Source organism: Variovorax sp. FW301-JW7, from assembly GCF_058788795.1.
The window spans coordinates 600,758-622,844 of sequence record NZ_JBYTBC010000002.1; the positions used below are offsets into that span (position 1 = coordinate 600,758).

At 69.2% G+C, this 22,087-nt stretch carries 19 protein-coding genes and 2 tRNA genes; 12 read left to right on the forward strand and 9 right to left on the reverse strand.

All coding sequences use genetic code 11. From position 1 onward, the window contains the following. Window positions 1-20 precede the first annotated feature (20 nt). Genes AC3WQM_RS07820 through AC3WQM_RS07830 form a run of 3 tightly spaced genes read right to left on the reverse strand, consistent with a single transcriptional unit; the run spans window position 21 to window position 3,068 of the window. Window positions 21-989, reverse strand: a complete 969-nt coding sequence (locus tag AC3WQM_RS07820; protein ID WP_492677738.1) for a Bug family tripartite tricarboxylate transporter substrate binding protein — start codon at window positions 987-989, stop codon at window positions 21-23. Between the two features lie 48 nt (window positions 990-1,037). Further along, complete coding sequence (locus tag AC3WQM_RS07825) at window positions 1,038-1,988, reverse strand: PDR/VanB family oxidoreductase (protein ID WP_492677740.1); 951 nt, start codon at window positions 1,986-1,988, stop codon at window positions 1,038-1,040. A gap of 3 nt (window positions 1,989-1,991) precedes the next feature. Beyond that, a complete protein-coding gene (locus AC3WQM_RS07830; RefSeq protein WP_492677742.1) occupies window positions 1,992-3,068 on the reverse strand; it encodes an aromatic ring-hydroxylating dioxygenase subunit alpha in 1,077 nt (358 codons plus the stop codon). A gap of 108 nt (window positions 3,069-3,176) precedes the next feature. Between AC3WQM_RS07830 and AC3WQM_RS07835 the strand changes: the two genes are divergently transcribed. From AC3WQM_RS07835 to AC3WQM_RS07860, 6 genes are all read left to right on the forward strand, one after another. After that, the gene (locus AC3WQM_RS07835) at window positions 3,177-4,145 is read left to right on the forward strand and encodes a LysR family transcriptional regulator (protein ID WP_492677744.1); all 969 of its coding nucleotides are present in this window, start codon (window positions 3,177-3,179) and stop codon (window positions 4,143-4,145) included. Window positions 4,146-4,261: 116 nt separating this feature from the next. Further along, window positions 4,262-5,308, forward strand: a complete 1,047-nt coding sequence (locus tag AC3WQM_RS07840) for an SAM-dependent methyltransferase (RefSeq protein WP_492677746.1) — start codon at window positions 4,262-4,264, stop codon at window positions 5,306-5,308. After that, window positions 5,305-6,108 (forward strand): DUF1295 domain-containing protein, encoded by an 804-nt coding sequence (locus tag AC3WQM_RS07845; RefSeq protein WP_492677748.1) that lies wholly within the window; start codon window positions 5,305-5,307, stop codon window positions 6,106-6,108. Before AC3WQM_RS07840 ends, AC3WQM_RS07845 begins: the two co-directional genes overlap by 4 nt. 62 nt (window positions 6,109-6,170) lie before the next feature. Further along, window positions 6,171-6,641, forward strand: coding sequence for a DUF4124 domain-containing protein (locus AC3WQM_RS07850; protein ID WP_492677750.1), 471 nt, complete (start codon window positions 6,171-6,173; stop codon window positions 6,639-6,641). A 35-nt stretch (window positions 6,642-6,676) separates the two neighbouring features. Then, complete coding sequence (locus AC3WQM_RS07855; RefSeq protein ID WP_492677752.1) at window positions 6,677-7,141, forward strand: ribonuclease HI family protein; 465 nt, start codon at window positions 6,677-6,679, stop codon at window positions 7,139-7,141. A gap of 64 nt (window positions 7,142-7,205) precedes the next feature. Further along, on the forward strand, window positions 7,206-7,460 hold the full coding sequence (locus tag AC3WQM_RS07860) for a DUF3297 family protein (RefSeq protein WP_099795789.1): 255 nt from the start codon (window positions 7,206-7,208) through the stop codon (window positions 7,458-7,460). Between the two features lie 46 nt (window positions 7,461-7,506). Here AC3WQM_RS07860 and AC3WQM_RS07865 read toward each other — a convergent pair whose 3' ends face one another. Next, window positions 7,507-8,463 carry a DUF2272 domain-containing protein gene (locus tag AC3WQM_RS07865; protein WP_492677754.1) on the reverse strand — a complete coding sequence of 319 codons (957 nt, stop codon included), beginning with the start codon at window positions 8,461-8,463 and terminating at the stop codon, window positions 7,507-7,509. Between the two features lie 182 nt (window positions 8,464-8,645). Here AC3WQM_RS07865 and AC3WQM_RS07870 point away from each other — a divergent pair, with 182 nt between their 5' ends. Continuing rightward, complete coding sequence (locus AC3WQM_RS07870; RefSeq protein ID WP_492677756.1) at window positions 8,646-9,647, forward strand: alpha/beta hydrolase; 1,002 nt, start codon at window positions 8,646-8,648, stop codon at window positions 9,645-9,647. A gap of 5 nt (window positions 9,648-9,652) precedes the next feature. Here AC3WQM_RS07870 and AC3WQM_RS07875 read toward each other — a convergent pair whose 3' ends face one another. Both AC3WQM_RS07875 and AC3WQM_RS07880 read right to left on the reverse strand, forming a co-directional pair. Beyond that, a complete protein-coding gene (locus tag AC3WQM_RS07875) occupies window positions 9,653-9,940 on the reverse strand; it encodes a hypothetical protein (RefSeq protein ID WP_492677758.1) in 288 nt (95 codons plus the stop codon). 124 nt (window positions 9,941-10,064) lie between these two features. Beyond that, window positions 10,065-10,140, reverse strand: a tRNA-Lys gene (locus tag AC3WQM_RS07880). 150 nt (window positions 10,141-10,290) lie between these two features. Between AC3WQM_RS07880 and AC3WQM_RS07885 the strand changes: the two genes are divergently transcribed. Then, window positions 10,291-10,998, forward strand: coding sequence for an SDR family NAD(P)-dependent oxidoreductase (locus AC3WQM_RS07885; protein ID WP_489061801.1), 708 nt, complete (start codon window positions 10,291-10,293; stop codon window positions 10,996-10,998). Between the two features lie 80 nt (window positions 10,999-11,078). Here AC3WQM_RS07885 and AC3WQM_RS07890 read toward each other — a convergent pair. Continuing rightward, a tRNA-Ala gene (locus AC3WQM_RS07890) sits at window positions 11,079-11,154 on the reverse strand. Between the two features lie 88 nt (window positions 11,155-11,242). Here AC3WQM_RS07890 and AC3WQM_RS07895 point away from each other — a divergent pair. Beyond that, entirely contained in the window at window positions 11,243-12,109 is an 867-nt protein-coding gene (locus AC3WQM_RS07895) for an alpha/beta hydrolase (protein WP_492677760.1), read from the forward strand. Between the two features lie 42 nt (window positions 12,110-12,151). On the opposite strand, the gene AC3WQM_RS07900 is transcribed toward AC3WQM_RS07895, so the two are convergent. Both AC3WQM_RS07900 and AC3WQM_RS07905 read right to left on the reverse strand, forming a co-directional pair. Then, window positions 12,152-13,129: a GMP reductase gene (locus AC3WQM_RS07900; RefSeq protein WP_095744259.1), complete on the reverse strand. Its 978-nt coding sequence runs from the start codon at window positions 13,127-13,129 to the stop codon at window positions 12,152-12,154. Between the two features lie 220 nt (window positions 13,130-13,349). Then, window positions 13,350-14,003, reverse strand: a complete 654-nt coding sequence (locus tag AC3WQM_RS07905; RefSeq protein ID WP_492677762.1) for an OmpW/AlkL family protein — start codon at window positions 14,001-14,003, stop codon at window positions 13,350-13,352. Between the two features lie 199 nt (window positions 14,004-14,202). Here AC3WQM_RS07905 and AC3WQM_RS07910 point away from each other — a divergent pair, with 199 nt between their 5' ends. From AC3WQM_RS07910 to AC3WQM_RS07920, 3 genes are all read left to right on the forward strand, one after another. After that, window positions 14,203-16,656, forward strand: coding sequence for a UvrD-helicase domain-containing protein (locus AC3WQM_RS07910; protein ID WP_307694475.1), 2,454 nt, complete (start codon window positions 14,203-14,205; stop codon window positions 16,654-16,656). A 109-nt stretch (window positions 16,657-16,765) separates the two neighbouring features. After that, the gene (locus AC3WQM_RS07915; protein ID WP_492677764.1) at window positions 16,766-20,599 is read left to right on the forward strand and encodes a DUF2339 domain-containing protein; all 3,834 of its coding nucleotides are present in this window, start codon (window positions 16,766-16,768) and stop codon (window positions 20,597-20,599) included. Next, on the forward strand, window positions 20,596-22,083 hold the full coding sequence (locus AC3WQM_RS07920; RefSeq protein WP_492677766.1) for a DUF3999 domain-containing protein: 1,488 nt from the start codon (window positions 20,596-20,598) through the stop codon (window positions 22,081-22,083). Before AC3WQM_RS07915 ends, AC3WQM_RS07920 begins: the two co-directional genes overlap by 4 nt. Window positions 22,084-22,087: the final 4 nt, after the last annotated feature.

Here is a 22,087-nt window from a genome sequence, read left to right on the forward strand (position 1 = left end):
GCGCCGGGCGGTCGCCTGCCTCATTGCGCCTCGACGCCCAGGTCGCGCATCCGCCGGGTGATGACGTTGAACTCCTCCTTGTACGACGCCGCGAACTGCTCGGGCGTGCTGTTCATCATCTCGAAGCCGCGGCTCACGAACAGCTGGCTGACGTCGGGCGAGCCGACGATGGCGCGCACCTCGCGGGCCAGCTTGTCGACGATGGGCTGCGGCGTCTTCGCCGGTGCCAGCAGTCCGACCCAGACGTTGGTGTCGTAGAGCGGGTCCTTGAAGCCCAGCTCGTTCATGGTCGGGACCTGCGGGAGCGTGGTGGAGCGCTGGCGGCCCAGCACGGCCAGCGGCACGACCTTGCCCGTCGGCACATGCTGCATCGCGCTGGGCACCGACGACAGGCCGAGGTCGATGGTGCCCGACAGCAGGTCGGTCACCACGGGCCCTTCGCCGCGCTGCGGCACATGCACCATGCCGGCATTCAGTGCGCGGTTGAGGCTCTCGCCGGCCAGGTGGCCCAGCCCGCCGACGCCCCAGGACCCGTAGCTCAGTTTCACGCCCTTGGCCACCTTGGCCTTCAGGTCTTCGATGCTCTTGATGCCGGTGCCGGGGTGCGTGGAGATCAGCGCCGGGCTGCGCACCACCTGCGTGACGCCGACGAAGTCCTTCTGCGGGTCGTAGGCCAGGGTCTTGAACAGCGCCGTGTTGTTGATCTGCGAATCGGTGATGGTCATCAGCAGCGTGTAGCCGTCGGGTTTGGCGCGGCCGACTTCGCCGGCACCGATGGCGCCCGCCGCGCCCGCCTTGTTGTCCACCACCACGGGCTGCCCCATCGATTTCGAGAGGCGGTCGCCGAGGGTGCGCGCGACGAAGTCGGTCGCGCCGCCGGCGGCGTAGGGCACGACGAGGCGGATCGGCCGCGAGGGGTAGCTTTCCTGCGCGGCGATGGGCAGCGCCAGCGTGATCGCTGCGCAGGCGGCCGTTATTTTTCTGAACATGGTTGTCTCCAGTGGTGGGGTTGAGTCGTTGGTGCTGTGGGGGGAACGTCAGAGATCGAGAACGAGCACGGCGCTCCGTGCGCGGGACACGCAGGGCAGGATGCAGGTGTGGCTGTCGCGCTCCTCGTCGCTGAGCACGAAGTCGCGGTGCTCGGCCTCGCCTTCGAGCAGCGGCACCTCGCAGCTGCGGCACATGCCTTCGCGGCACGAGAAGGGAACGCTGACGTTCGCACTTTCCAGTGCATCGAGCAGGCTCTGCTGCGGCGCGACCTCGATCCGCTGGCCGCTGCGATGCAGCACCACGGTGAAGCTGCCGGCCGGCGCCAGGGGCGTGGCGGGTTCCGGCGGCGCGAAGCGTTCGAAATGGGTGGCCGCCTTGTCGATGCCGGCAACGCCTGCAGCCGCGCCGACCGCGTTCATCAGCCCTTCGGGGCCGCAGCAGTAGACGTGGGCGCCCGGGGCCGCGCCGGTCAGCCAGCCCGCCAGGTCGGGCGGCGTGCCTGCCGCTTCCTGGTCCACGTGCAGTTGCACGCGGTCAGGGTGGCGCGCCAGCGTCCACGCGTAGGCGGCACGGGCCCGCGTGCGCATGCAGTACAGCAGCTTCCAGGGCCTGGCGTGGGCCTCGCACCAGAGGATCATGCTCAGGAGGGGCGTGATGCCGATGCCGCCGGCCACGAACACATGCTCGGTGGCGGCCGGGTCGATGCCGAACAGCGCGCGCGGCGCGCCCACCTCGAGCACATCGCCCACGGCAAGGCGCTGGTGAACGAAGGCCGAGCCGCCGCGCGAGGCTGGCGCCAGGCCCACGCCGAGCACGTAGCGGTGGCGCTCCAGCGGCGAGTTGGCCAGCGAATACTGTCGGCGGATGTCGCCGGGCAGCAGCAGGTCCACATGGGCGCCCGCGGTGAAGGGCGGCAGCGCGGCACCGTCCTGCGCACGCAACTCCAGGCCGAGCACATCCTGCGCCTCGTGCGTGAGGCGGGTGACGAGGAGCTTCATGGCTCAGGCCCGGGCGGGTTCGGGCGCTGCTGTGGCGGCGGGGCGGCCCGCAGCTTCTTCGAGCGCTTCTTCCTCCAGCCGGCGCGAGACCATCCAGCGGAACTGGTTCAGCGCGGCGTCGATGCCGAAGGCCATCATCTTGAAGCCGGGCGCCAGCGCCAGGCTCTTTTGCTGCGCGGTGATGATGTCGCGGTCTTCATCGAAGGCGTCCACCACGGCCTGGTGGATCGAGTGCGTGACTTCGGGTTGGTCGATGGCGAAGTTGTGGGGATGCGCGAAGAAGTAGTGGGTGGAGTTTTCCGTCTCGGGCGTGATGGCCTGGCAGCCGCGAAACTCGATCGCGCCGTCGCGGTTGCCTTCGGCGGCGCCCTGGCCGGTGGGCGCCATGCCGGAGTCCATCAGCAGGATGGCGGGGATGGTGAAGTTGTAGATGTTCCACCGGTCGACCCTGCTGCCCCAGTCCTTCACCGCCTGGGCGAAAGGCGGCGGCTCGGTGTCGAGGGCCCACCGGGTGATGCGCACGCCGTGGTCGATGCGTTCGACCTTGGGCTGGGCGGCGGCGTAGTCCGCACTGCCGCCCAGCGTGGTCGGGTGCACGAAGGGCAGGTGGGAGAAGTCCAGCAGGTTGTCGCAGATCAGCAGGTAGTTGACGTCGTAGTGGATGTAGCCGTCCAGGCTGCGCCAGTTCGGGTCGTCCAGCCAGGGTGTGTCGGGAATCAGCGCCGGGTCGGCCTTGTCGGCGGCACCCATCCAGATCCAGACCCAGCGATGGCGTTGCACCACGGGAAAGGTGCGCACCCTGGCCTGGATGGGAATGCGCTTCTGGGCCGGGGCCTCGATGCACTGGCCCGAGGCGTCGAACTTCAGGCCGTGGTACATGCAGCGCACGCAGTTGCCTTCCCGCCGCCCCACCGACAGGGGCGCACCGCGGTGGCAGCAGCGGTCTTCCATGGCGACGATCTCGCCGTCGTCCTTGCGGTACATGAGAACGGGCACGCCGATGATGGTGCGGGCGAACAGGCCCTGCGGCGTGAGCTCGTTGTCCCAGGCAGCCACGTACCAGGTGTTTTTGATGAACATGGGGCGTCTCCTTTGTTGTTCGCCGCGTTCGGGTCACGGCATGGGCACAGCGTAGGGCGAGGGTTCTCATGTATCAACGTCATGCCAGTCATTTCTAGAATGCGCCGCATGCATGCGGAAAACCTCGACCTGAACCTGCTGGCGGTCTTCGACGCGATGTTTCGCGAGGCCAATGTCACGAAGGCCGCGCAGGGCCTCGGGCTGACGCAGAGTGCGATGAGCCACGCGCTCAACCGGCTGCGCGCTTTTTTCGACGACCCGTTGTTCGTCAAGGTCGGCAGCCGCATGGCACCGACGCGCAAGGCCGAGGGCATGCGCGCCGCGGTGGTCGAGGTGATGGCCACCGTGCGCCAGCAGATCCTGGCCGGCGCCCGCTTCGAGCCTGCGCTGGCGCAGCGCATCTTCACCCTGTGCCTGACCGACATGGGCGAGCTGGTGTTCCTGCCCCCGCTGCTCGAGCGCTTCAAGAAAGAGGCGCCCGGCTGCTCGCTGCGCACGCTGCAGGTGCCGCTCGAGCAGGTCGAAGGGCTGCTTGCGTCAGGCGAGGCCGATCTGGCGGTGGGGTCCATCCGTGCGGCGCCCGAAGGGCTGTTTCATCAGCGCCTGTTCCTGCACCCCATCGTGACCATCGCCAGCACGCGGAACAAGGACATCGGCGCCACCCTCACGCGCGAGCGCTTCGAAGCGATGCGGCACATCGTGGTTTCGCTCACCGGCCATCTGGCGGAGAGCTACGACAAGGTGCTGGAAGACCAGGGCGTTCGCCGCACCGTGGCCGTGACGACGCCCCACTTCCTGATGGTTCCGCTGCTGATGGACCAGCACCCGGATCTGCTCGCGACCGTGCCGCGCGAGCTGGGGGAGGTCTTCGCCCGCATGGGCACGGTGCGCATCTTCGAGCCGCCGGTGCCCGTGCCCCAGTTTCAACTCAACCAGCACTGGCATCCGCGCTTTCATCACGACCCGGCCGTGGTCTGGCTGCGCGATGTGATGAAACATACCTTCGAGCACTACCCGCACATCACCACGCAGGCCGCTCCCCCGGCCAGGAAGAGGGTGCGAACCCCGTCGCGTTGACGCTCGCGGCGGCATCGACTTTTTCTCCACCGCGAAGCTCATCCAAAACCAGTTTCCCCGCGTACAGGTGCCTGTGGCACGCTTCCCGACGTGCCTTTGCCGAGGAGCACACCGTCATGCCGCAGGACATCGCATTCGCCATCCGCTGGGTCGAACGGGGCCTGGTGCCCGACGCCGTGGTCCGCCGGGGCATCCGCCGCCTGCTGCGCGAGCGGCTGACCGAGCTGCACGCCGGCAACGCATTGGCGGCGGCCGAGCTGACGCAGGACTTCGTCGCCGGCATGGGCGCGGCGCACCTGGCGCCGCTGCCCGAGAAGGCCAACGAACAGCACTACGAAGTGCCGGCCGCCTTCTTCGGCGAGGTGCTGGGCCAGCACCGCAAGTACAGCAGCTGCTACTGGCCCGAAGGCACGCGCACGCTCGAAGAGGCCGAGGCCGCCGCACTGGCCGCGACCTGCGAGCGCGCCGGGCTGGCCAACGGGCAGGACGTGCTGGAGCTGGGCTGCGGCTGGGGCTCGCTCACGTTGTGGATGGCCGAGCGCTACCCGGGTAGCCGGATCACGGCGCTGTCGAATTCGCAGTCGCAGCGCGCCTACATCGAGGCGCAGGCGGCTCGGCGCGGGCTGGGCAACGTGCGGGTGCTCACGCAGGACATCAACCGCTTCGACACCGACCAGCGCTTCGACCGCGTGGTGTCGGTCGAGATGTTCGAGCACCTGCGCAACTGGCCGCAGGCCTTCGCCAACGTGGCGCGCTGGCTGCGGCCGCAGGGGCGCTTCTTCATGCACGTGTTCGCGCACCGCGAGGCGCCGTACCCCTTCGAGGTGCGCGACGCGAGCGACTGGATGAGCCGCTACTTTTTCTCGGGCGGCATGATGCCCAGCGACGACCTCGCGCTGTACTGCCAGGACGATCTGCGCCTGCTGCGCCGCTGGCGCTGGGCCGGCAACCACTACCAGCGCACGGCCGAGGCCTGGCTGCGCAACATGGACGAGCGGCGCGAGGCGCTGCGTCCGCTGTTCCAGGCCACCTACGGTGCCGACGCCGGCCTGTGGTGGACGCGCTGGCGGCTGTTCTTCATGTCGGTGGCGGAACTCTTCGGCTTCGAGCAGGGGCAGCGCTGGTGGGTGAGCCACTACCTGTTCGAGCCGCGCCGCGCATGAGCACGCTGCAGATCGCGCTCGCGGGGCTCGGCTGGACCGCCATGCTGGCGGTGCTGACGTGGCTTGTCAGCCTGGCGCGGCGCGATGCGAGCCTGGTCGACCGCGTGTGGTCCGCCTGTATCGCGGGCGCTGGCTTCGTGTACCTGGCGCTGCTGCCGGCGACCGGTGTGCGCGGATGGTGGATGGCGGTGCTCGCGGGGGCGTGGGCGTTGCGGCTGGGCGTGTTCATCACGTGGCGCAACTGGGGCCACGGCGAAGACCGCCGCTACCAGGCGATCCGCGAACGCAACGCGCCGCACTTCGGATGGAAGAGCCTGTACCTCGTGTTCGGGTTGCAGGCGGTGCTGGCGTGGGTCGTGTCGGCGCCGCTGTTCGTGGGCATGGCGGCGGTGCCCACGTCGCTGGGTTGGCTCGACATGGCGGGCATCGCGCTGGCGTTGTGCGGCATCGGTTTCGAGGCCGTGGCCGATGCGCAGATGGCGCGCTTTCGTGCCGACCCCGCCAACCACGGGCAGGTGATGGACCGCGGGCTCTGGCGCCACAGCCGGCACCCGAACTACTTCGGCGAGGCCTGCGTCTGGTGGGGGCTGTGGCTGATCGCGATGGCCGGCGCGGGTTGGGCCGGGGCATGGAGCGCGGTGTCGCCGGTGCTCATGACCTGGCTGCTGCTGCGCGTGTCGGGCGTGCGGATGCTTGAGGCCGACATCGGCGAGCGGCGGCCCGCGTACCGCGACTACATCGCGCGCACGCCGGCCTTCGTGCCAGGGCCGCGGCGGCGGTCCCTCGACGAGAAGGCGTGAGCGGCTCCCGCGCTTTCTTTTGCTTGTTCGCGCGGCCGCGCACTGTTACAAAGAGCGTCTCCATGCGCTCGCCCACCTTCCTTCTTGTTTCATTGCTCTGGCTCGTCGTGGCCGCACCGGCCGCGCAGGCGGAGGTGGTGCGTTGCACCGACGCCGACGGCCGCATCGTCTACACCGATGGCACCTGCCCGTCGGGCACCAGGCAGTCGCGGCAGCTGCGGATCGACGAGCCGCCGTCTGCACCGTCGCGTGCCCCGTCCGAGGAGGCCGAGCCTCGCCGGCCGGACTACGCGGCACCGTCCGCACCGCCATCGCAGCCCGCGCCCTCGGGGCCGGCGATCATTCCGCGCTACCCGGTGGGCGAGGCGCCCGCGGTCGATCCGGCACCGACCTACATCTGGGGCGGCGATCCGTACTACGGCCCGCCGCGCCCCGGGTATCACCCCCGGCCGCCGCGTCCGCCGCACGACCCCGGACCGCCGCCCGGCCAGCGGCCTTGCAATCTCGCGGGCATCAAGCGCAGCAACTGCTGAGCGCGTTCGTCGCCTTCGCCTTTTTCTTCCTCTTCATGACCGTTGCTGCGCCCGAGCGCCTTCCCCCGTGGGTCGTCCATTGCGACGGCAGTGCCATGCCGAACCCCGGGCGCATGGGCGTCGGCGTCGTCATCACCCAGCCCGACGGCACCCGCCACACCTTCTCGCAGGCCACGCACACCACGGGCTGCAACAACGAGGCCGAGCTGCGGGCGCTGACGCTCGCACTGCGCGAACTGCAGGCGCGCGGCGCCACCACCGTGCAGGCCTACAGCGACAACAGCACGCTGGTCGAACAGTTGAGCGGCGGTGCCGACGTGCGGCCGATCGTGCGCATGGCGCCGCTGTTCGACGAGGCGCGCACGCTGCTGCAGGGCTTCGACGAAGCGCACGTGCAATGGATTCCGCGCCACCGCAACGCCGAGGCCGACGCGCTTGCGCGGGCCGCGCTGGGCTTCGGGCCGAAGCCGCCCGCCAAGGCCTGGAAGAAGCGGCGGTAGACGCTGCGAAGCGGGGAGGGCGGCAGGTTCTATCATTCGGGTCGATTCAGAAACCCGTTTCCCCATGACCGAAGAAGCCACCTCCAAGCCCGCATTGCCCGATCACCTCTCGACCGATCCGCGCAGCCCGCACCACATTCCCGCCATTTTCGAGCACCCCATCGGCATCCGCTTCAACGGCAAGGACCGCCTGGACGTCGAGGAATACTGCATCAGCGAAGGCTGGATCAAGGTACCCGCCGGCCGCACGCTGGACCGCAAGGGCTATCCGCTGCTGATCAAGCTCAAGGGCGCTGTCGAGGTGTACTACCGCGACTGATGGCTGGCGGCGCATCGCCGCCGTTCCTGCTTCTCTTCTCTTTCTTTCAACGCCACTGCAGCAGCAGCGACCACGGCTGCCGGCTCATGTGGCGATCGACGCACGCCACGCCGCCCGTCGTGCAGCCTTCGGGCAGGTAGCTCGGGTCCAGCAGCCGCGTGCCGGGCGCGAAGGCCAGGCGCCGCCAGGTGACCGACTGCAGCACGTTGCCACCCACGGTGTCGAAGCCCGCGTCGTCCACGTTCACCACCACATCGCAGTGCATCGGCAGCGGCGCGCCGCCCGTGGGGCGTCCGGCCAGCACCTCTCCGATCTTTTCGAAACTGTCGAGCGCAGCACCGCTTGCGCCGCGCGCCTGGCAGACCAGGTCGCCCGGGCGCGGCGGCGTGCGCATCAGGTCGCAGGCGCGCAGGGCCTGTGGTGTCGCGCGGCCCGCGGCCTCGTCGAGGCCGGCCTGCCATGCGGCGCCCGCGTAGTCGACGTGGGCCTCGGAAAAGACGAACTCGTCGGCGCCGAGACCGGCCTCGCGTGCGACCCAGCTGATGAATGCGGCGGACCAGGGCGTGTCGATCACCGCGACACGCTGCAGGGCCACCTCGAGGGCGCGCTGGTCCGACGTGCTCAGTCCCTGGTCGGGGCCGACGCCCAGGCCCGCCAGGCGCGCGGTGCTCGCCTGGTTCAGCGCCTCGGTCAACAGCGTGCGGTCGGCCGCGCGCAGGGCGCCGAAGCGCACGAGGTAAGGCAGCCGTTCGTTCGGCGGATCGACCGCGCGCCAGTAGCGCAGCACGCGTTGCCACGCGGGCAGCGCACCGGGCGCATGGCGCGTGTCTTCCGCTTCCGAATCGCCGGACTCGGTGAGCCGGCCTTCGGCATCCATCGTCTGGCCGCCGAAGGCCGAATGTTCCTGCCGGGCCAGCGCCGCCATCGCCAGGGCGCGGGGCGGTGGCGGGATGTGCGAGGCCGTGGCAAGGCAGCCGGCGGCGGCCGTTGCGAAGGCCGGCATTGCCGTCAACGCCAGGGCAGCGCACAGCATGCGCGCGGCATGGCGGGGCGCTTGTCTGTGAGTGGAGGAGGGCGATGGCGGCATGTGAGGCGAGCATAGCGGGGGCGTTCGTGCAGCAAGCCAAGCAGAATGCGGGCTGCGCACCCTGAAGCGCCGGGCCGTCCGGTGCAGGCGCCCCCACGGTGAAGCTCCAGAAGATCCTGCTCCGCACCCTCGGTGTCATCGCCGGCCTTGCCATCGTGGGCTATGCCGCATTCCAGTGGAGCCCGTGGCCCTCGGTGCTGATGATCCGCTACGCCTTCGGCAAGGGATCGGACGCCGCATCGCAGTCGCTGCAAAAGCATGTGCCGCCCGGCATCTCGGCGGTGCTCGACCAGCCCTACGACGAAGCCGACCCGGATGCCTACCTCGACGTGTTCCGTCCGGCCTCGGCGGGCGTCCGGCCATTGCCCACCATCGTGTGGGTGCATGGCGGCGCCTGGGTCTCGGGCCACCGGCGTGACGTGGCCAACTACGCGCGCGTGCTGGCGGGGCAGGGCTTCACCGTGGTGGCGGTCGGCTATTCGATCGCGCCCGGGGAAGGCTATCCAGTACCCGTGCGGCAGGTGAACACGGCGCTGGGCTATCTCGTGCGCGAGGCGGCGAGGCTCGGCGTGGACCCGACGCGGCTCGTGCTGGCCGGCGACTCTGCGGGGGCGCACATCGTCGCGCAGGTCGCGAACGCGGTGGCGGTGCCGAGCTATGCAAAGGCCGTCGGCCTCACGCCCGTCATCGCGCGCGAGCAACTGCGCGGCATGTTGTTGCATTGCGGCGCCTACGACGCGGCGCAGGCCAGGCTCGACGGCGCCTTCGGCGGCTTCCTGCGGACCGTGTTCTGGTCGTACAGCGGCAGCAAGGATTTCCAGAACGCACCGGCTTTCGAGACCGCGTCGGTGCGCCGCTATGTGACCGGGGCCTTTCCGCCGTCGTTCATCACCGCGGGCAACGGCGATCCGCTCGAAGGGCAGTCGCGGTCGATGGCGCAGACCTTGGTCGCCAAAGGCGTGCAGGTCGACAGCCTGTTCTTCCCCGCCGACCAGACGCCGGCGTTGCCGCACGAGTACCAGTTCAACCTCGACGATGCGCCGGGGCGACTTGCCTTGGAGCGCTCGCTGCAGTTTCTTCGGCGCGTCACGGCGCCGTAGCTGCGTCAGCCCTGGGGCTTCTTGCTCGGCAGATCGCCTTCACGCAGCTTGCGGCCGACCCACATCAGGCCGGTGGCGTAGTCGGCGCTGCCGACCTGGACGCCGCCCACGGTGCGCAGCGCGCCGGTGCCGTCATCGGTGGCCGGGCCTTCGCCCGTGAGGTCGCCGGGGACCAGCAGGCGGCCGTCTTTCAGGAAGTCGGCAATGCGCAACTGGCGCATGCCGCGGCCCCAATGCCAGTGCTGCTTGAGGTCGAAGGATGTCGGCGATGGCGCAGGTTTGGATTTCTTCACGGGATGTCGGGGAGGGGCTTGCGAAGGGGCGCGTCGGCGCAAGCAAACGTACAAGCGAACGCACCATGAAAAAAGCCTGCTACCTTGTGGGTAGCAGGCTTTCCAGCGTTGCCGCGATGTTGGTTGGTGGGCCCTGAGTGACTCGAACACTCGACCTACGGATTAAGAGTCCGCTGCTCTACCAACTGAGCTAAGAGCCCTTGCTTTGAAAACCGTTAGTGTTTTCTGGCAAGACCACGAGTATATACCAATCTTTTTGGGACTTCAAAAATTTTCTGCACATTTGTACGAGAGCGTTAGGATGCGCGACCGTCGGGGCCCCGCCCCACCCCCTATCCGAGGAGTTTTCGATGAGCGATGCAAGCAACACGCCCCATGTCCTGATCACCGGCGCCGCGGGCGCGCTGGGCCGGGCCGTGGCCCAGCACTTTCTTGACCAGGGCGCGCGGCTCGCGCTGGTCGATCACCACGCCGGTCGCCTGGCCGAAGTCTTCCCGGGCCTGGACAACTCGCAGCACCTGCTGCTGGCCGGCGACGTGACCTCGGCGCCCGACATGGCCGCGCTCACCGGCCAGGTGCTGCAGGCCTTCGGCCGTGTCGACGCGCTGGTGCACATCGCCGGCGGCTTCGAGATGGGCGAGGCGACGCACGCACTCACGCGCGCGAGCTGGGACCGGATGATGAACCTCAACGCCTGGTCGTTCGTCGCCGTGACGCAGGCCGTGCTGCCCTCGATGATCGAGCGCCGCGCGGGCCGCATCATCGCGGTGACGGCGAAGGTGGCGGCGCGCGGCCTGCCGGCGATGGCGGCATACATCGCGTCGAAGAGCGCGCTGCAGCGGCTGGTGGAATCGATGGCGGCCGAGGCCGCGCCGCACGGCGTGAACATCAACAGCGTCGCGCCCAGCGTGCTCGACACGCCGGCCAACCGCCAGGCGATGCCCGACGCGAACCCGGCCGAGTGGGTTTCCACCTCGGTCGCGGCGCAGACCATCGGCTTCCTGGCATCGCCGGGCGCCGCGGCGCTGCACGGCCAGCACCTGACGCTCGACGCCTGACCTGATATTTCCCGGCGGCAGCGCACAGCTGCAAACGAAAAAGGCCTTGGCGATTGCCAAGGCCTTTTTGCTGGGTCGGTTGGTGGAGAGGATGAGGATCGAACTCACGACCTCCGCATTGCGAACGCGGCGCTCTCCCAGCTGAGCTACCCCCCCAACACACCCCACATTTTATCCAGCCGGGCAATTCCATGCACGCGGCCGTGCCAAGATGCGCCCCGGAAAAACTAGGAGCAAGCACCGCATGGAAGCGCACGATCCCGCCTGGCTGGAAGGCATGTACAACAACCTGGCGCGGGTGAAGGACCACCCCGCGTACTTCGCGCGCTGGGGGCGCGATTCCGCCGCGGCGCGCGACACCCTGCCGTGCCGCATCGATGTGCCCTACGGCACCGGCCCGAACGAAACGCTCGACGTCTTCCCGGCGCCCGTGCCCGATGCGCCGGTGCTGGTCTTCATCCACGGCGGCTACTGGCGCGCGATGGACAAGAAGGACCATTCGTTCATCAGCCCCGCGTTCCACGACCGCGGCATCTGCGTGGTGCAGCCCAACTACGCGCTGTGCCCGGGCCCGGCCGACCAGCCGGTGACGGTGCCGGGTATCCTGCTGCAGATGGTGCGGGCGCTCGAATGGACCTGGCGCCATGTGGCGGCGTATGGCGGCGATCCGTCGCGCATCACCGTCGCGGGGCATTCCGCGGGCGGCCACATGGCGGCGGCGTTGCTGGCCTGCGACTGGAAGGCGGTCGCGCCCGATCTACCCGCGCAACTCGTGCGCAATGCGTTGTCGGTGTCGGGGTTGTTCGACCTGCGGCCGTTGCAGCGCACGCCGTTCCTTGAGCACACGCTGAAGCTCACCGATGCCGACGCGCGGCGTGCGAGCCCGGCGCTGTGGCCTGCGCCGGCGCGCGGCCAGCTCTATGCGGCGGTGGGGGGCAACGAGAGCGCCGAGTTCCTGCGCCACAACGCGATGATCCGCGAGGCCTGGGGCCGACACACCGTGCCGGTGTGCGAGGTGCTGCCGGGGCTGGACCACTTCGGCGTGGTCGATGCGCTGGCCGATCCGGCGCACGCGCTGCACCGCTACGCGGTGCAGTTGCTCGAGGCCTGAAAGAAAGACGGGCGAAGACGGGCGGAGGGCCGCCCGTCGTGCTCACATCAGCAGGTGTTCGCCGGCGTTGTCGCCGCCCAGCGTGACGTAGTTGACCTTGCGGATGTCCATCAGCGTGCGGCCGCCCGCGTAGCTGATCGAGCTCTGCACGTCCTGCTCCATCTCGACCAGCGTGTCGGCCAGCTTGCCCTTGATGGGCTCGAGGATGCGCTTGCCTTCGACGTGCTTGTACTCGCCCTTGTTGAAGTCGCTGGCCGAGCCGTAGTACTCCTTGAAGAGCGTGCCGTCGACGTCGACCGTCTTGCCCGGCGACTCTTCGTGGCCCGCGAACAGCGAGCCGATCATGACCATCGACGCGCCGAAGCGGATGCTCTTGGCGATGTCGCCATGGTCGCGGATGCCGCCGTCGGCAATGATCGGCTTGGTGGCCACGCGCGCGCACCACTTGAGCGCCGACAGCTGCCAGCCGCCCGTGCCGAAGCCGGTCTTGAGCTTGGTGATGCAGACCTTGCCCGGGCCGATGCCGACCTTGGTGGCGTCGGCGCCCCAGTTCTCCAGGTCGATCACGGCTTCGGGCGTGCCGACGTTGCCGGCGATCACGAACGACTTGGGCAGCTTGGCCTTGAGGTAGCCGATCATGTTCTTCACGCTGTCGGCATGGCCGTGCGCGATGTCGATCGTGATGTATTCGGGCACGAGGCCCTGGGCCACCATCTGGTCGACGGTGTCGTAGTCGGGCTTCTTCACGCCCAGCGAGATCGAGGCGAACACGCCCTTGCCCTGCATGTCCTTCACGAACTGGATGTTGTCCAGGTCGAAGCGGTGCATCACGTAGAAGTAGCCGTTCTGCGCGAGCCACAGGCAGATCGACTCGTCGACCACCGTTTTCATGTTGGCAGGCACCACCGGCAGGCGGAAGGTGCGCTCGCCCAGCGTGACGCTGGCGTCGCATTCCGAGCGGCTTTCCACGCGGCATTTGCGCGGCAGCAGAAGGATGTTGTCGTAATCGAAGATTTGCATGACCAGGCTCCAGAAAGGAATCGTTGAGTGGAACGAATGAGCGCTTGGTCCGGCCGGTTCTCGTGGTCGCGTCATGAAAATGACGGCCAAAAAAAACCGGACGCAAGAAACTTGGGCCCGGTGATTGATTTTACGGCCATGGCGGTGATGCGCAAGTTGCCGGGGCGTATTGACCCTATGGGTTGCTGCGTATACCCGACGACCGTGGTGCGGTTCTTCGTCAGAACCGGTAGCCGATGCCCACGCCGAACAGCCACGGGTCGACCTTCACGGTCGACAGCTGCACGCCGTTCATGTTCACGGCGCTGCGGATGCGCAGCTTCTTCACGTCGAGGTTGAGGTAGGTGTTCTTCGCCACCTCGATGTCGACGCCGGCGCCCAGCGCGAAGCCGAAGCTCTCGTTCTGCAGCTGCAGGCGGCCGACCGTCGGCACCTGCAGATTGACGCTGCTCAGTCGCGTGTAGTTCAGGCCCGCGCCGATGTAGGGCCGGACCTTCGCGGTGGGCATGAAGTGGTATTGCAGCATCAGCGAGGGCGGCAGGTGCTTGAAGGTGCCGATGTCCACCGGGCCGCCCAGTGCGCTCTGCTGCACGGTGACCGTCTGCTTCTGCGGCACCGTCAGCACCAGTTCGGCGGCGATGTTCGGCGTGAAGAAGTAGGTGACGTCGAGCTCGGGAATGGTCTTGCTGTTGATGGTGATGGCATCGGCCGGAATCGACAGGTCGGCCACCGGGGCCGAGTGGTTCGCCGGCTTCAGGTACACGGCGCGGGCGCGCACCAGCCAGTTGCCTTGTGCTTCCTGCGCCGCGGCCGGCAGGGCGGCCATGGCGCCGAGCAGGGCGGCGAGGCAGGCGGGGGCGAATTTCTTGGGCATGGGTTCTCCAGTGACGGCCGGCGCGCAGGGCCGGCAACTGGACGGCAGTCTCCCGCCGGGCACCGCCGCCTCGCTTGATCTGTCGCAAGCGCGGCGGGCCGGCGCACGCCAGTGGGCACTGCCTTGATCCAGGTCATGCCCGCAGGGGCAACCGGGTCCGGCGGCGCCCGCGGCGGGGCAGCTTTCTACAATGGGCCCCATGCTCCCTCACGACCTGTTTTCCGGCGCGTCCGCAGCCGATACGGGCGGCCCTGCCTCGCCGTTGCTGAACAACCTCAACGCCGAGCAGCTTGCTGCCGTCACGCTGCCCGCGGGCAATGCCCTCATCCTCGCCGGTGCCGGCTCCGGCAAGACGCGGGTGCTCACCACCCGCATCGCGTGGCTGCTGCAGACGGGGCAGGTGTCCGCCGGCGGCATCCTGGCCGTCACCTTCACCAACAAGGCCGCCAAGGAAATGATGACGCGGCTGACCTCGATGCTGCCCGTCAACGTGCGCGGCATGTGGATCGGCACCTTCCACGGCCTGTGCAACCGCCTGCTGCGCGCGCACTGGAAGCTGGCCAACCTGCCCTCGACCTTCCAGATCCTCGACACGCAAGACCAGCTCTCGGCCATCAAGCGCCTCATGAAGCAGTTCAACGTCGACGACGAGCGCTTTCCGGCCAAGCAGACGCAGTGGTTCATCGCCGGCGCCAAGGAAGACGGCCTGCGCCCCGGCGACATGGAAGCGCGCAGCGACGACGACCGCAAGAAGGTCGAGCTCTACCAGCTGTACGAAGAGCAGTGCCAGCGCGAAGGCGTGGTCGACTTCGGCGAGCTGATGCTGCGCAGCTACGAGCTGCTGCGCGACAACGACCCGGTGCGCGAGCACTACCAGCGGCGCTTCCGTCACATCATGGTCGACGAGTTCCAGGACACCAACCGCCTGCAGTACGCGTGGCTGAAGATGCTCTCGGGCCACACGGCGGCCGGCGGCCACTTCACGCCGGGCGAGCACAACAGCGTGATCGCCGTGGGCGACGACGACCAGAGCATCTACGCCTTCCGCGGTGCGCGCGTGGGCAACATGACCGACTTCGTGCGCGAGTTCGACGTGCGCCACCAGATCATCCTGGAGCAGAACTACCGCAGCTACAGCAACATCCTCGACTCGGCCAACGAGCTCATCAGCCACAACAAGAAGCGCCTGGGCAAGAACCTGCGCACCGAGCAGGGGCCGGGCGAACCGGTGCGCGTGTACGAATCGCCCACCGACCTCGCCGAGGCGCAGTGGATGGTCGAGGAAATGCGCCAGCTGGCGCGCGACGGCTTCGACCGCAAGGAAATGGCCGTGCTCTACCGCAGCAATGCGCAGAGCCGGGTGATTGAAACGGCGTTGTTCAACGCCTCGGTGCCGTACCGCGTGTACGGCGGCCTGCGCTTCTTCGAGCGCGCCGAAATCAAGCACGCGCTGGCCTACCTGCGCCTGCTCGAGAACAAGGACGACGACACCAGCTTCCTGCGCGTCGTCAACTTCCCGCCGCGCGGCATCGGCGCACGCACGCTCGAAAGCCTGCAGGACGCGGCACGCGCTGCCGGACGCTCGCTGCACGACGCGGTGAGCGCGGTCGGCGGCAAGGCCGGCTCGAACCTCACGGCCTTCGTCGCCAAGATCGACGTGCTGCGCGAGCAGACACAAGGTGTGAGCCTGCGCGAGATCATCGAGCTGGTGCTCGACCACAGCGGCCTCGTCGAACACTACAAGGCCGATCGCGAAGGCGCCGACCGCCTCGAGAACCTGGACGAACTCGTGAACGCGGCCGAAAGCTTCGTCACGCAGGAAGGCTTCGGCCGCGACGCCGTGGCGCTGCCGGTCGACGAGCTGCGCCAGTCGCCCGCCAGCCAGGGGCTCGACCCCAGCCGGCCGGTGCTCGACGAGCCGTTGGCGCCCGATGCTGAAACCGGCGAAACGCTGAGCCCGCTCGCGGCCTTCCTGACGCACGCGGCCCTCGAGTCGGGCGACAACCAGGCGCAGGCCGGCCAGGACGCGGTGCAGCTCATGACCGTGCACGCCGCCAAAGGCCTGGAGTTCGACTGCGTGTTCATCACCGGCATGGAAGAGGGCCTGTTCCCGCACGAGAACTCGATGAGCGATTTCGAGAGCCTCGAGGAAGAACGGCGCCTGATGTACGTGGCGATCACGCGGGCACGCAAGCGCCTGTACCTGAGCCATTCGCAGACGCGCATGCTGCACGGCCAGACCCGCTACAACGTCAAGAGCCGCTTCTTCGACGAGCTGCCGGAAAGCGCGCTCAAGTGGCTCACGCCGAAGAACCAGGGCTTTGCGCCCTCGGCCTTCGGTTACGGCGGCGGCTACGGCAGCACGCGCGGCGGTGCCGGTGGCTACGGCGGTGGTGGAGGCGGCGGTAACCGCTACGGTGGTGGCGGCAGCAGTGCCGGCAAGGACACCTTCGCCAGCCCGCCCGTGCCGCCGCAGAAGACCGCGCCGTCGCACGGCCTGCGCTCAGGCATGCAGGTGTTCCACAACAAGTTCGGCGAGGGCACGGTGACCGCGCTCGAAGGCACCGGCGACGACGCGCGGGCGCAGGTGAAGTTCGCGCGCCACGGCGTGAAGTGGCTGGCGCTGTCGGTGGCGAAGCTCACGCCTGTTTGAATTTGCTACAAAAGTTGTAGCTGACTGCAAAGACGGGCCGGGCGTTAGAGCGTCTTTTCTCCTGTAGCAGTCGTACACTCCGGGCTCGCCAAAACAAGGGGAGTCAGGGATGTGGTTCGTAGGCATGATGGCCGGCCTGTTCATTGGGGCGATGCTCGAATCGCTGCCCATGGCGCTGCTTCTCGCGCTCGTCGGCGCGCTCGCGTTCCAGAAGCTGCTCGGCAAGAAGAAAAAGGACGAGCCGCAGCGCACCGAGGCTGAAAGTGCGTTGTCGGACGGCCGCGTTGCCGGCACGCCGTCAGCAGACGGCATGCTGAAGCTGCAGCAGCGGGTGACCGAACTCGAGGCGCGTGTCGGCCAGCTCGAACGCCGGCTTGCGCAGGGCGCGGGCGAGGTGACCGTTGCCCCGGCAGCAACGTCGGTCGGCGACCTCGCCACCTCGATGGCCAGCACGCCGGCGGCCGAGTCGCCTTCATTGCCGCTGGGTCAACCGGCGACCGCACGCGCCGCCGAGATGGCGCGGCCCCGCATCTCGAGCCTGCAGGTTCCGCGGCCTGCCGTCGTTGCCAAGGAGCCCGCTGCACAAGCGCCAGCCGCACCCGCCATTCCCGCGGTCGACAAACCGGCCGCGCCACGTCCGCCGGAGACCGTCGCGGCCCCTGCGCCGGTCACCGTGCCGCCGCTGGTCCGTCGTCCACCCCCGCCGCCTCCGCCGCCACCGGTCCCGCTGCGCGACCGCCTGCCTGCACCGATCGCCAACCTGATCTTCGGCGGCAACATGCTGGTCAAGCTCGGCGTGCTGATCCTTTTCCTTGGCCTGGCTTTCCTGCTGCGCTACACGGCCGAACGCGTCACGGTGCCGATCGAACTGCGCTACGCCGCGGTCGCCCTGGTGGGCGCGGGCCTGCTGGTGCTGGGCTGGCTGCTGCGCCACAAGCGCGCGGGCTATGCGCTGATCCTGCAGGGCGCGGGCATCGGCGTCTTCTATCTCACGACGCTCGCGGCCATGAAGCTCAGCGGCCTGCTGCCGGCCGGCGTGGGCTTTGCTTTCCTGTTCGGCGTGGCGGTGCTCAGCGCCGCGTTGGCCGTGCTGCAGAACGCGCCGGTGCTGGCCATCGTCGCCGCGCTCGAAGGCTTCGCGGCGCCGGTGCTGGCATCGACCGGCTCGAACCAGCCGGTGGGCCTCTTCACCTACCTGCTGGTGCTCGACGTGGGCATCGTGCTGATCGCGTGGTTCAAGGCCTGGCGCGTGCTGAACCTGATCGGCTTCGTCGGCACCTTCACGCTGGCGGCCGGCTGGGCGCACAAGTACTACACCGACGACCAGTACGGCACCGTGCAGCCGTTCCTCGTCGTGTTCTTCCTGCTGTTCACCGCCATTGGCCTGTTCTTTGCGCGGCGCACGCTGTTCGATGCGCCGGTGCAGCCCGCGCAGCCGCTGGCCACGCGCGCGCTGGACACGTTGCGCCGCGCGGGCCGTGTCGACAGCTCGCTCGTCTTCGGCACGCCGATGGTCGCGTTCGGCATGCAGTACCTGCTGATGCGTCCGTGGGACTACGGCGCCGCCTTCTCGGCGATGGCACTTGCGGCCTTCTACCTCGTGATGGGCCGGCTGGTGTTCGCGACGCAGCCCAAGGGGCTCGCGCTGCTGGCGGAGGCCTACGCCATCGTCGGCGTGATCTTCGGCACGCTCGCCATTCCGCTCGGCCTCGAAGGGCAGTGGACCGGCGCGGCGTGGGCGGTCGAAGCGGCCGGCATGTACTGGCTGGGTGCGCGGCAAGGGCGTGTCTATGCGCGCGCCTTCTCGTTCCTCGTGTTCGCGGGCGCCGTGTGGAAGCTGCTGGAAGCCACGCAGCCGGATGGGGCGGCGGGGCACCCGCTGCTGCAGGGCTCGGTGATCGGCCCGCTGCTGGTGGCTGTCAGCGCCTTCGCGATGTGGGCCATGCAGCGCCGCGCCAAGCTCGACGAGGGCGACAGCATCGAGGCCATCGTCGGCAGCGCCTTGCCGTGGCTCGGCATGGCTGCGCTCACGCTGCTGCTGTGGCAGTGGTTCACGCCGCCGTGGGCTGCGGCTGCGACGGCCGTGCTTGCGTCGGCCACGTTCGCCGTCGCCGTGCGCTTCGCGTTGCTGCCACTCACCCATGTGAGCTTCGGCATGCAGGCGCTGGCGGTGGCGGGCTTCATTGCCACGCTGCATCGTGCAGGCGACGGGCTCGATGCGAAGCAGGCGCTCGAAAGCGGCTGGCAAGGCGCCGCGGCTGCGTGCCTCATTGCGCTCAGCGTGCTCGGCAGCGCCGCCTGGTCGATGCTGCAGGCGCACCGCGCGGCCCTGGCGCGTGGCGTGCAGCCCGTGTGGTCGGTCGGCAATGTGGTGGGCGTGATCGCGGGCGTGGGCCTGCTGCACCTGGCGATGCTGTTCCAGATCAGCCTCACCCAGGCCGCGCTGCTGTGGCCGCTGACCGCCACCGTCGTGCTGTGGGTCGCGCTGCGCATGGCGCACCTGCCGCTCGCGGCGTTCGCCGGCGTGCTGCATGCGGTCTCGGCGGTGCTCTTCATCGTGCTGGCGGAGGCGAGTGGCGACATGCGCGCGCTGCGTCCCGCGTTCGGGCATCTGGGCTTCTGGACGCCGGTGGTGCTGGGCCTCACGGCGCTGCTGGCCGGCGACTGGCTGCGCGATGAAGCACGGCCGCGCGAAACCGGGGCCGTCGGCACAGCGCACAAGCGCTGGGTCAACGCGTGGTGCGCATTGCCTGCGGTGCTGTGGACGCCGGTGGTCTGGGGCCTGGGCTGGTGGCTGGTCGGCATGCTGGACGAAAGCGTCCGGGTGCTGAACCTCCACGCGCTGGCGAGCCATGTGCCCGCAGTTGCAATGGCGGTGGTGCTCGTGACCTCCGCGCTGTCCGCGCTCGTGGCGCACCGCCGCGATTGGTCGCAGCTCGGCAGGGCGACGCTGGCCACGCTGCCCGGCTTCGGCCTGATCGCCGCCTACGGCATCGCAGGCGGGCCGACGCTGTTCTACGTGCCGTCGAGCGCACTCGGCTGGATCGCCTGGCCGCTGGCGCTCGTGTGGCACCTGCGCCTGCTGCGTGCGCAGAAGCGCTGGCTCGACGCCTCGGTGCTGACGCCGTTCCACGTCGCGGGCTTCTGGCTCTTCCTGCTGCTCGCGGCGCGTGAATGCCAGTGGCAGCTCGGCCGCATCGGCGCCGAGTGGTCGAGCTGGCAACTGCTGGGCTGGGCCCTCGTGCCGGCGCTCGTGCTGTGGGCGCTGCGCTCGCGCGTGCTGCTGCAGCGCTGGCCGCTCAGCGAATACCGCAGTGCCTACCTGGAATTTGCCGCGACGCCGGTGGCGGTGTACCTGCTCGCCTGGGTGTGGGTGACCAACGCCGTGAGCCCCGGCGATGCGGCGCCGCTGCCGTATGTGCCGCTGCTCAATCCGCTCGAACTCGCGCAATGGCTCGTGCTGTTCGCGCTGGTGCTCTGGTGGCGCGCGCTGCCGCAGGGCTCGTTCGCGCGGGTGCAGCCGATGGTCGCCAAGGGCGCGGTCGGCTTCACCGGCCTCGCGCTGCTGACCGGCATGGTGCTGCGCACCTGCTATCACTACGCGGGCGTGGAATGGCGTTTCGATGCGCTCTATGCCTCGTGGCTCACGCAGGCGGCGCTGTCGATCACCTGGGCGATCTGCGGTGTGGTCGCGATGGTGCTCGGCCATGGGCGCCGGGTGCGCACGCTGTGGATCGCGGGCGCTGCGCTGCTTGGCGTCGTGGTGCTGAAGCTGTTCTTCGTCGAGCTGGCGGACCGCGGCGGGCTGTTCCGCATCGTGTCGTTCATTGCCGTGGGCGCCTTGCTGCTGCTGGTGGGGTACTTCGCGCCGGTGCCGCCGAAGAAGGAAGAGGCGGAGCCGACCGAAGAAGAAGCGGCGCCGACCGAAGGAGGTGCGGCATGAGCGGTCGTTCGATCCCTGTTGTCCTTGTCGCGCTGATGGCTGCGGCAGGCGCTGCACAGGCGCAGCCGGTCACTTCCGCGCCCATCGCGCTGCAGGGCGCGGGGCCGTATCACCGGCTCACGCTGCCCCTCGCCATCTACGGCCGTGCCGCCCATGGCGACCTCAGCGACCTGCGGGTGCAGAACGCCGCGGGGCATGCAGTGCCCTACGCCTGGCTGCGCAACGAGGCGGCAGCGCCGCGCACGGCGTCGCAAGCAGTGCCGATCTTCGCGTTGCCCGGCAACACGGCAGCGGGCGACACCGTGCTGGCCTTCACCGTGCGCCCCGACGGCTCGCTGGCGCTGGACCGCAAGGCCGCCGCCAAGCCGAGCGACGCGGCGCAGTGGCTCATCGACGTGAGCCAGGTCAAGGGCAGCCTGCTGCAGGCACGTTTCGAGGTCGCGCCCGATGCGCGCGGCCTGTTCGCCTTCCGGCTGGAAGCCAGCGACGACCTGCGGCAATGGCGCCCGGTCGGCGGCGACGAGCAGCTGGTGCGCCTGGCCCATGGCGGCCAGACCATCGAGCGCATGGCGGTCGAGCTGGGCAACCTGCGCACGCGTTTCCTGCGCCTGCGCTGGAGCGATCCGCAGCAGGGCGTGCCGCTCGCCAAGGTGGAGATCGACAGCGTGCAGGAGGTCGAGCCGGTGGCGCCGATCGAATGGTCCGGCGCGCTCAAGCCGGAGCGCTGCGCGGAGGATTACTGCGACTACCCGCTGCCGCGCGGCCTGCCGGTGCAGAGCCTGCGCATCGACCTGGCCGACATCAACACGCTGGCGCAGATCGGCGTGTCGGGCCTGGTCGATGCGGTGCCGGCTTCGGCGACGCCGCCGCAGTTCGTGCCGCGCAATCCGCTCTACGCGTTGCGGCACTCGCAGCGCCGAACGACCGCGCTGCCCACGGGCCCGGGCGAGGTGCCGCTGCTCGACACGGTGGTGTATCGCCTCGCGCAAGCCGGCGGCGAGGCGCGCTCACCGGTGCTGGCGCTCGACGGTGCGGTGTATTCGCGCTTGCGGCTGCGCACTTCCGGCCCAGTGAGCGTCCTCGGCGCCACGTCGCCGACGATTGCGGTGGGGGCCACGCCGCGCACGCTGGTGTTTCTCGCGCAGGGCAGTGCGCCGTTCTCGCTCACATGGCGTGCGGCACCCGAGACGGGCGCGGTCCAGGGGGCGGTGCCAGGTGCGCCGCTCGCGCTGTCCACGCTGATCCCGGGTTACGCGGCGGACAAGCCCGTCGTGGCGGATGGCGCTTCGGTCACGCTGCCGGTGGCGGCGGTCGAGGCCGCTGTCGCAGCCGCTGCGCTCGCACCGGTTCCCAAGACGGCACCGCACGATCCGTCGCGCAAGTGGTGGCTCTGGGGGGCGCTGGGCGTGGGCCTGCTGTTGCTCGCAGGCATGGCGTGGTCGCTGTTCGCGAGCCTGCGCAAGGACAGCGCTGGAACCGACTGAGCCG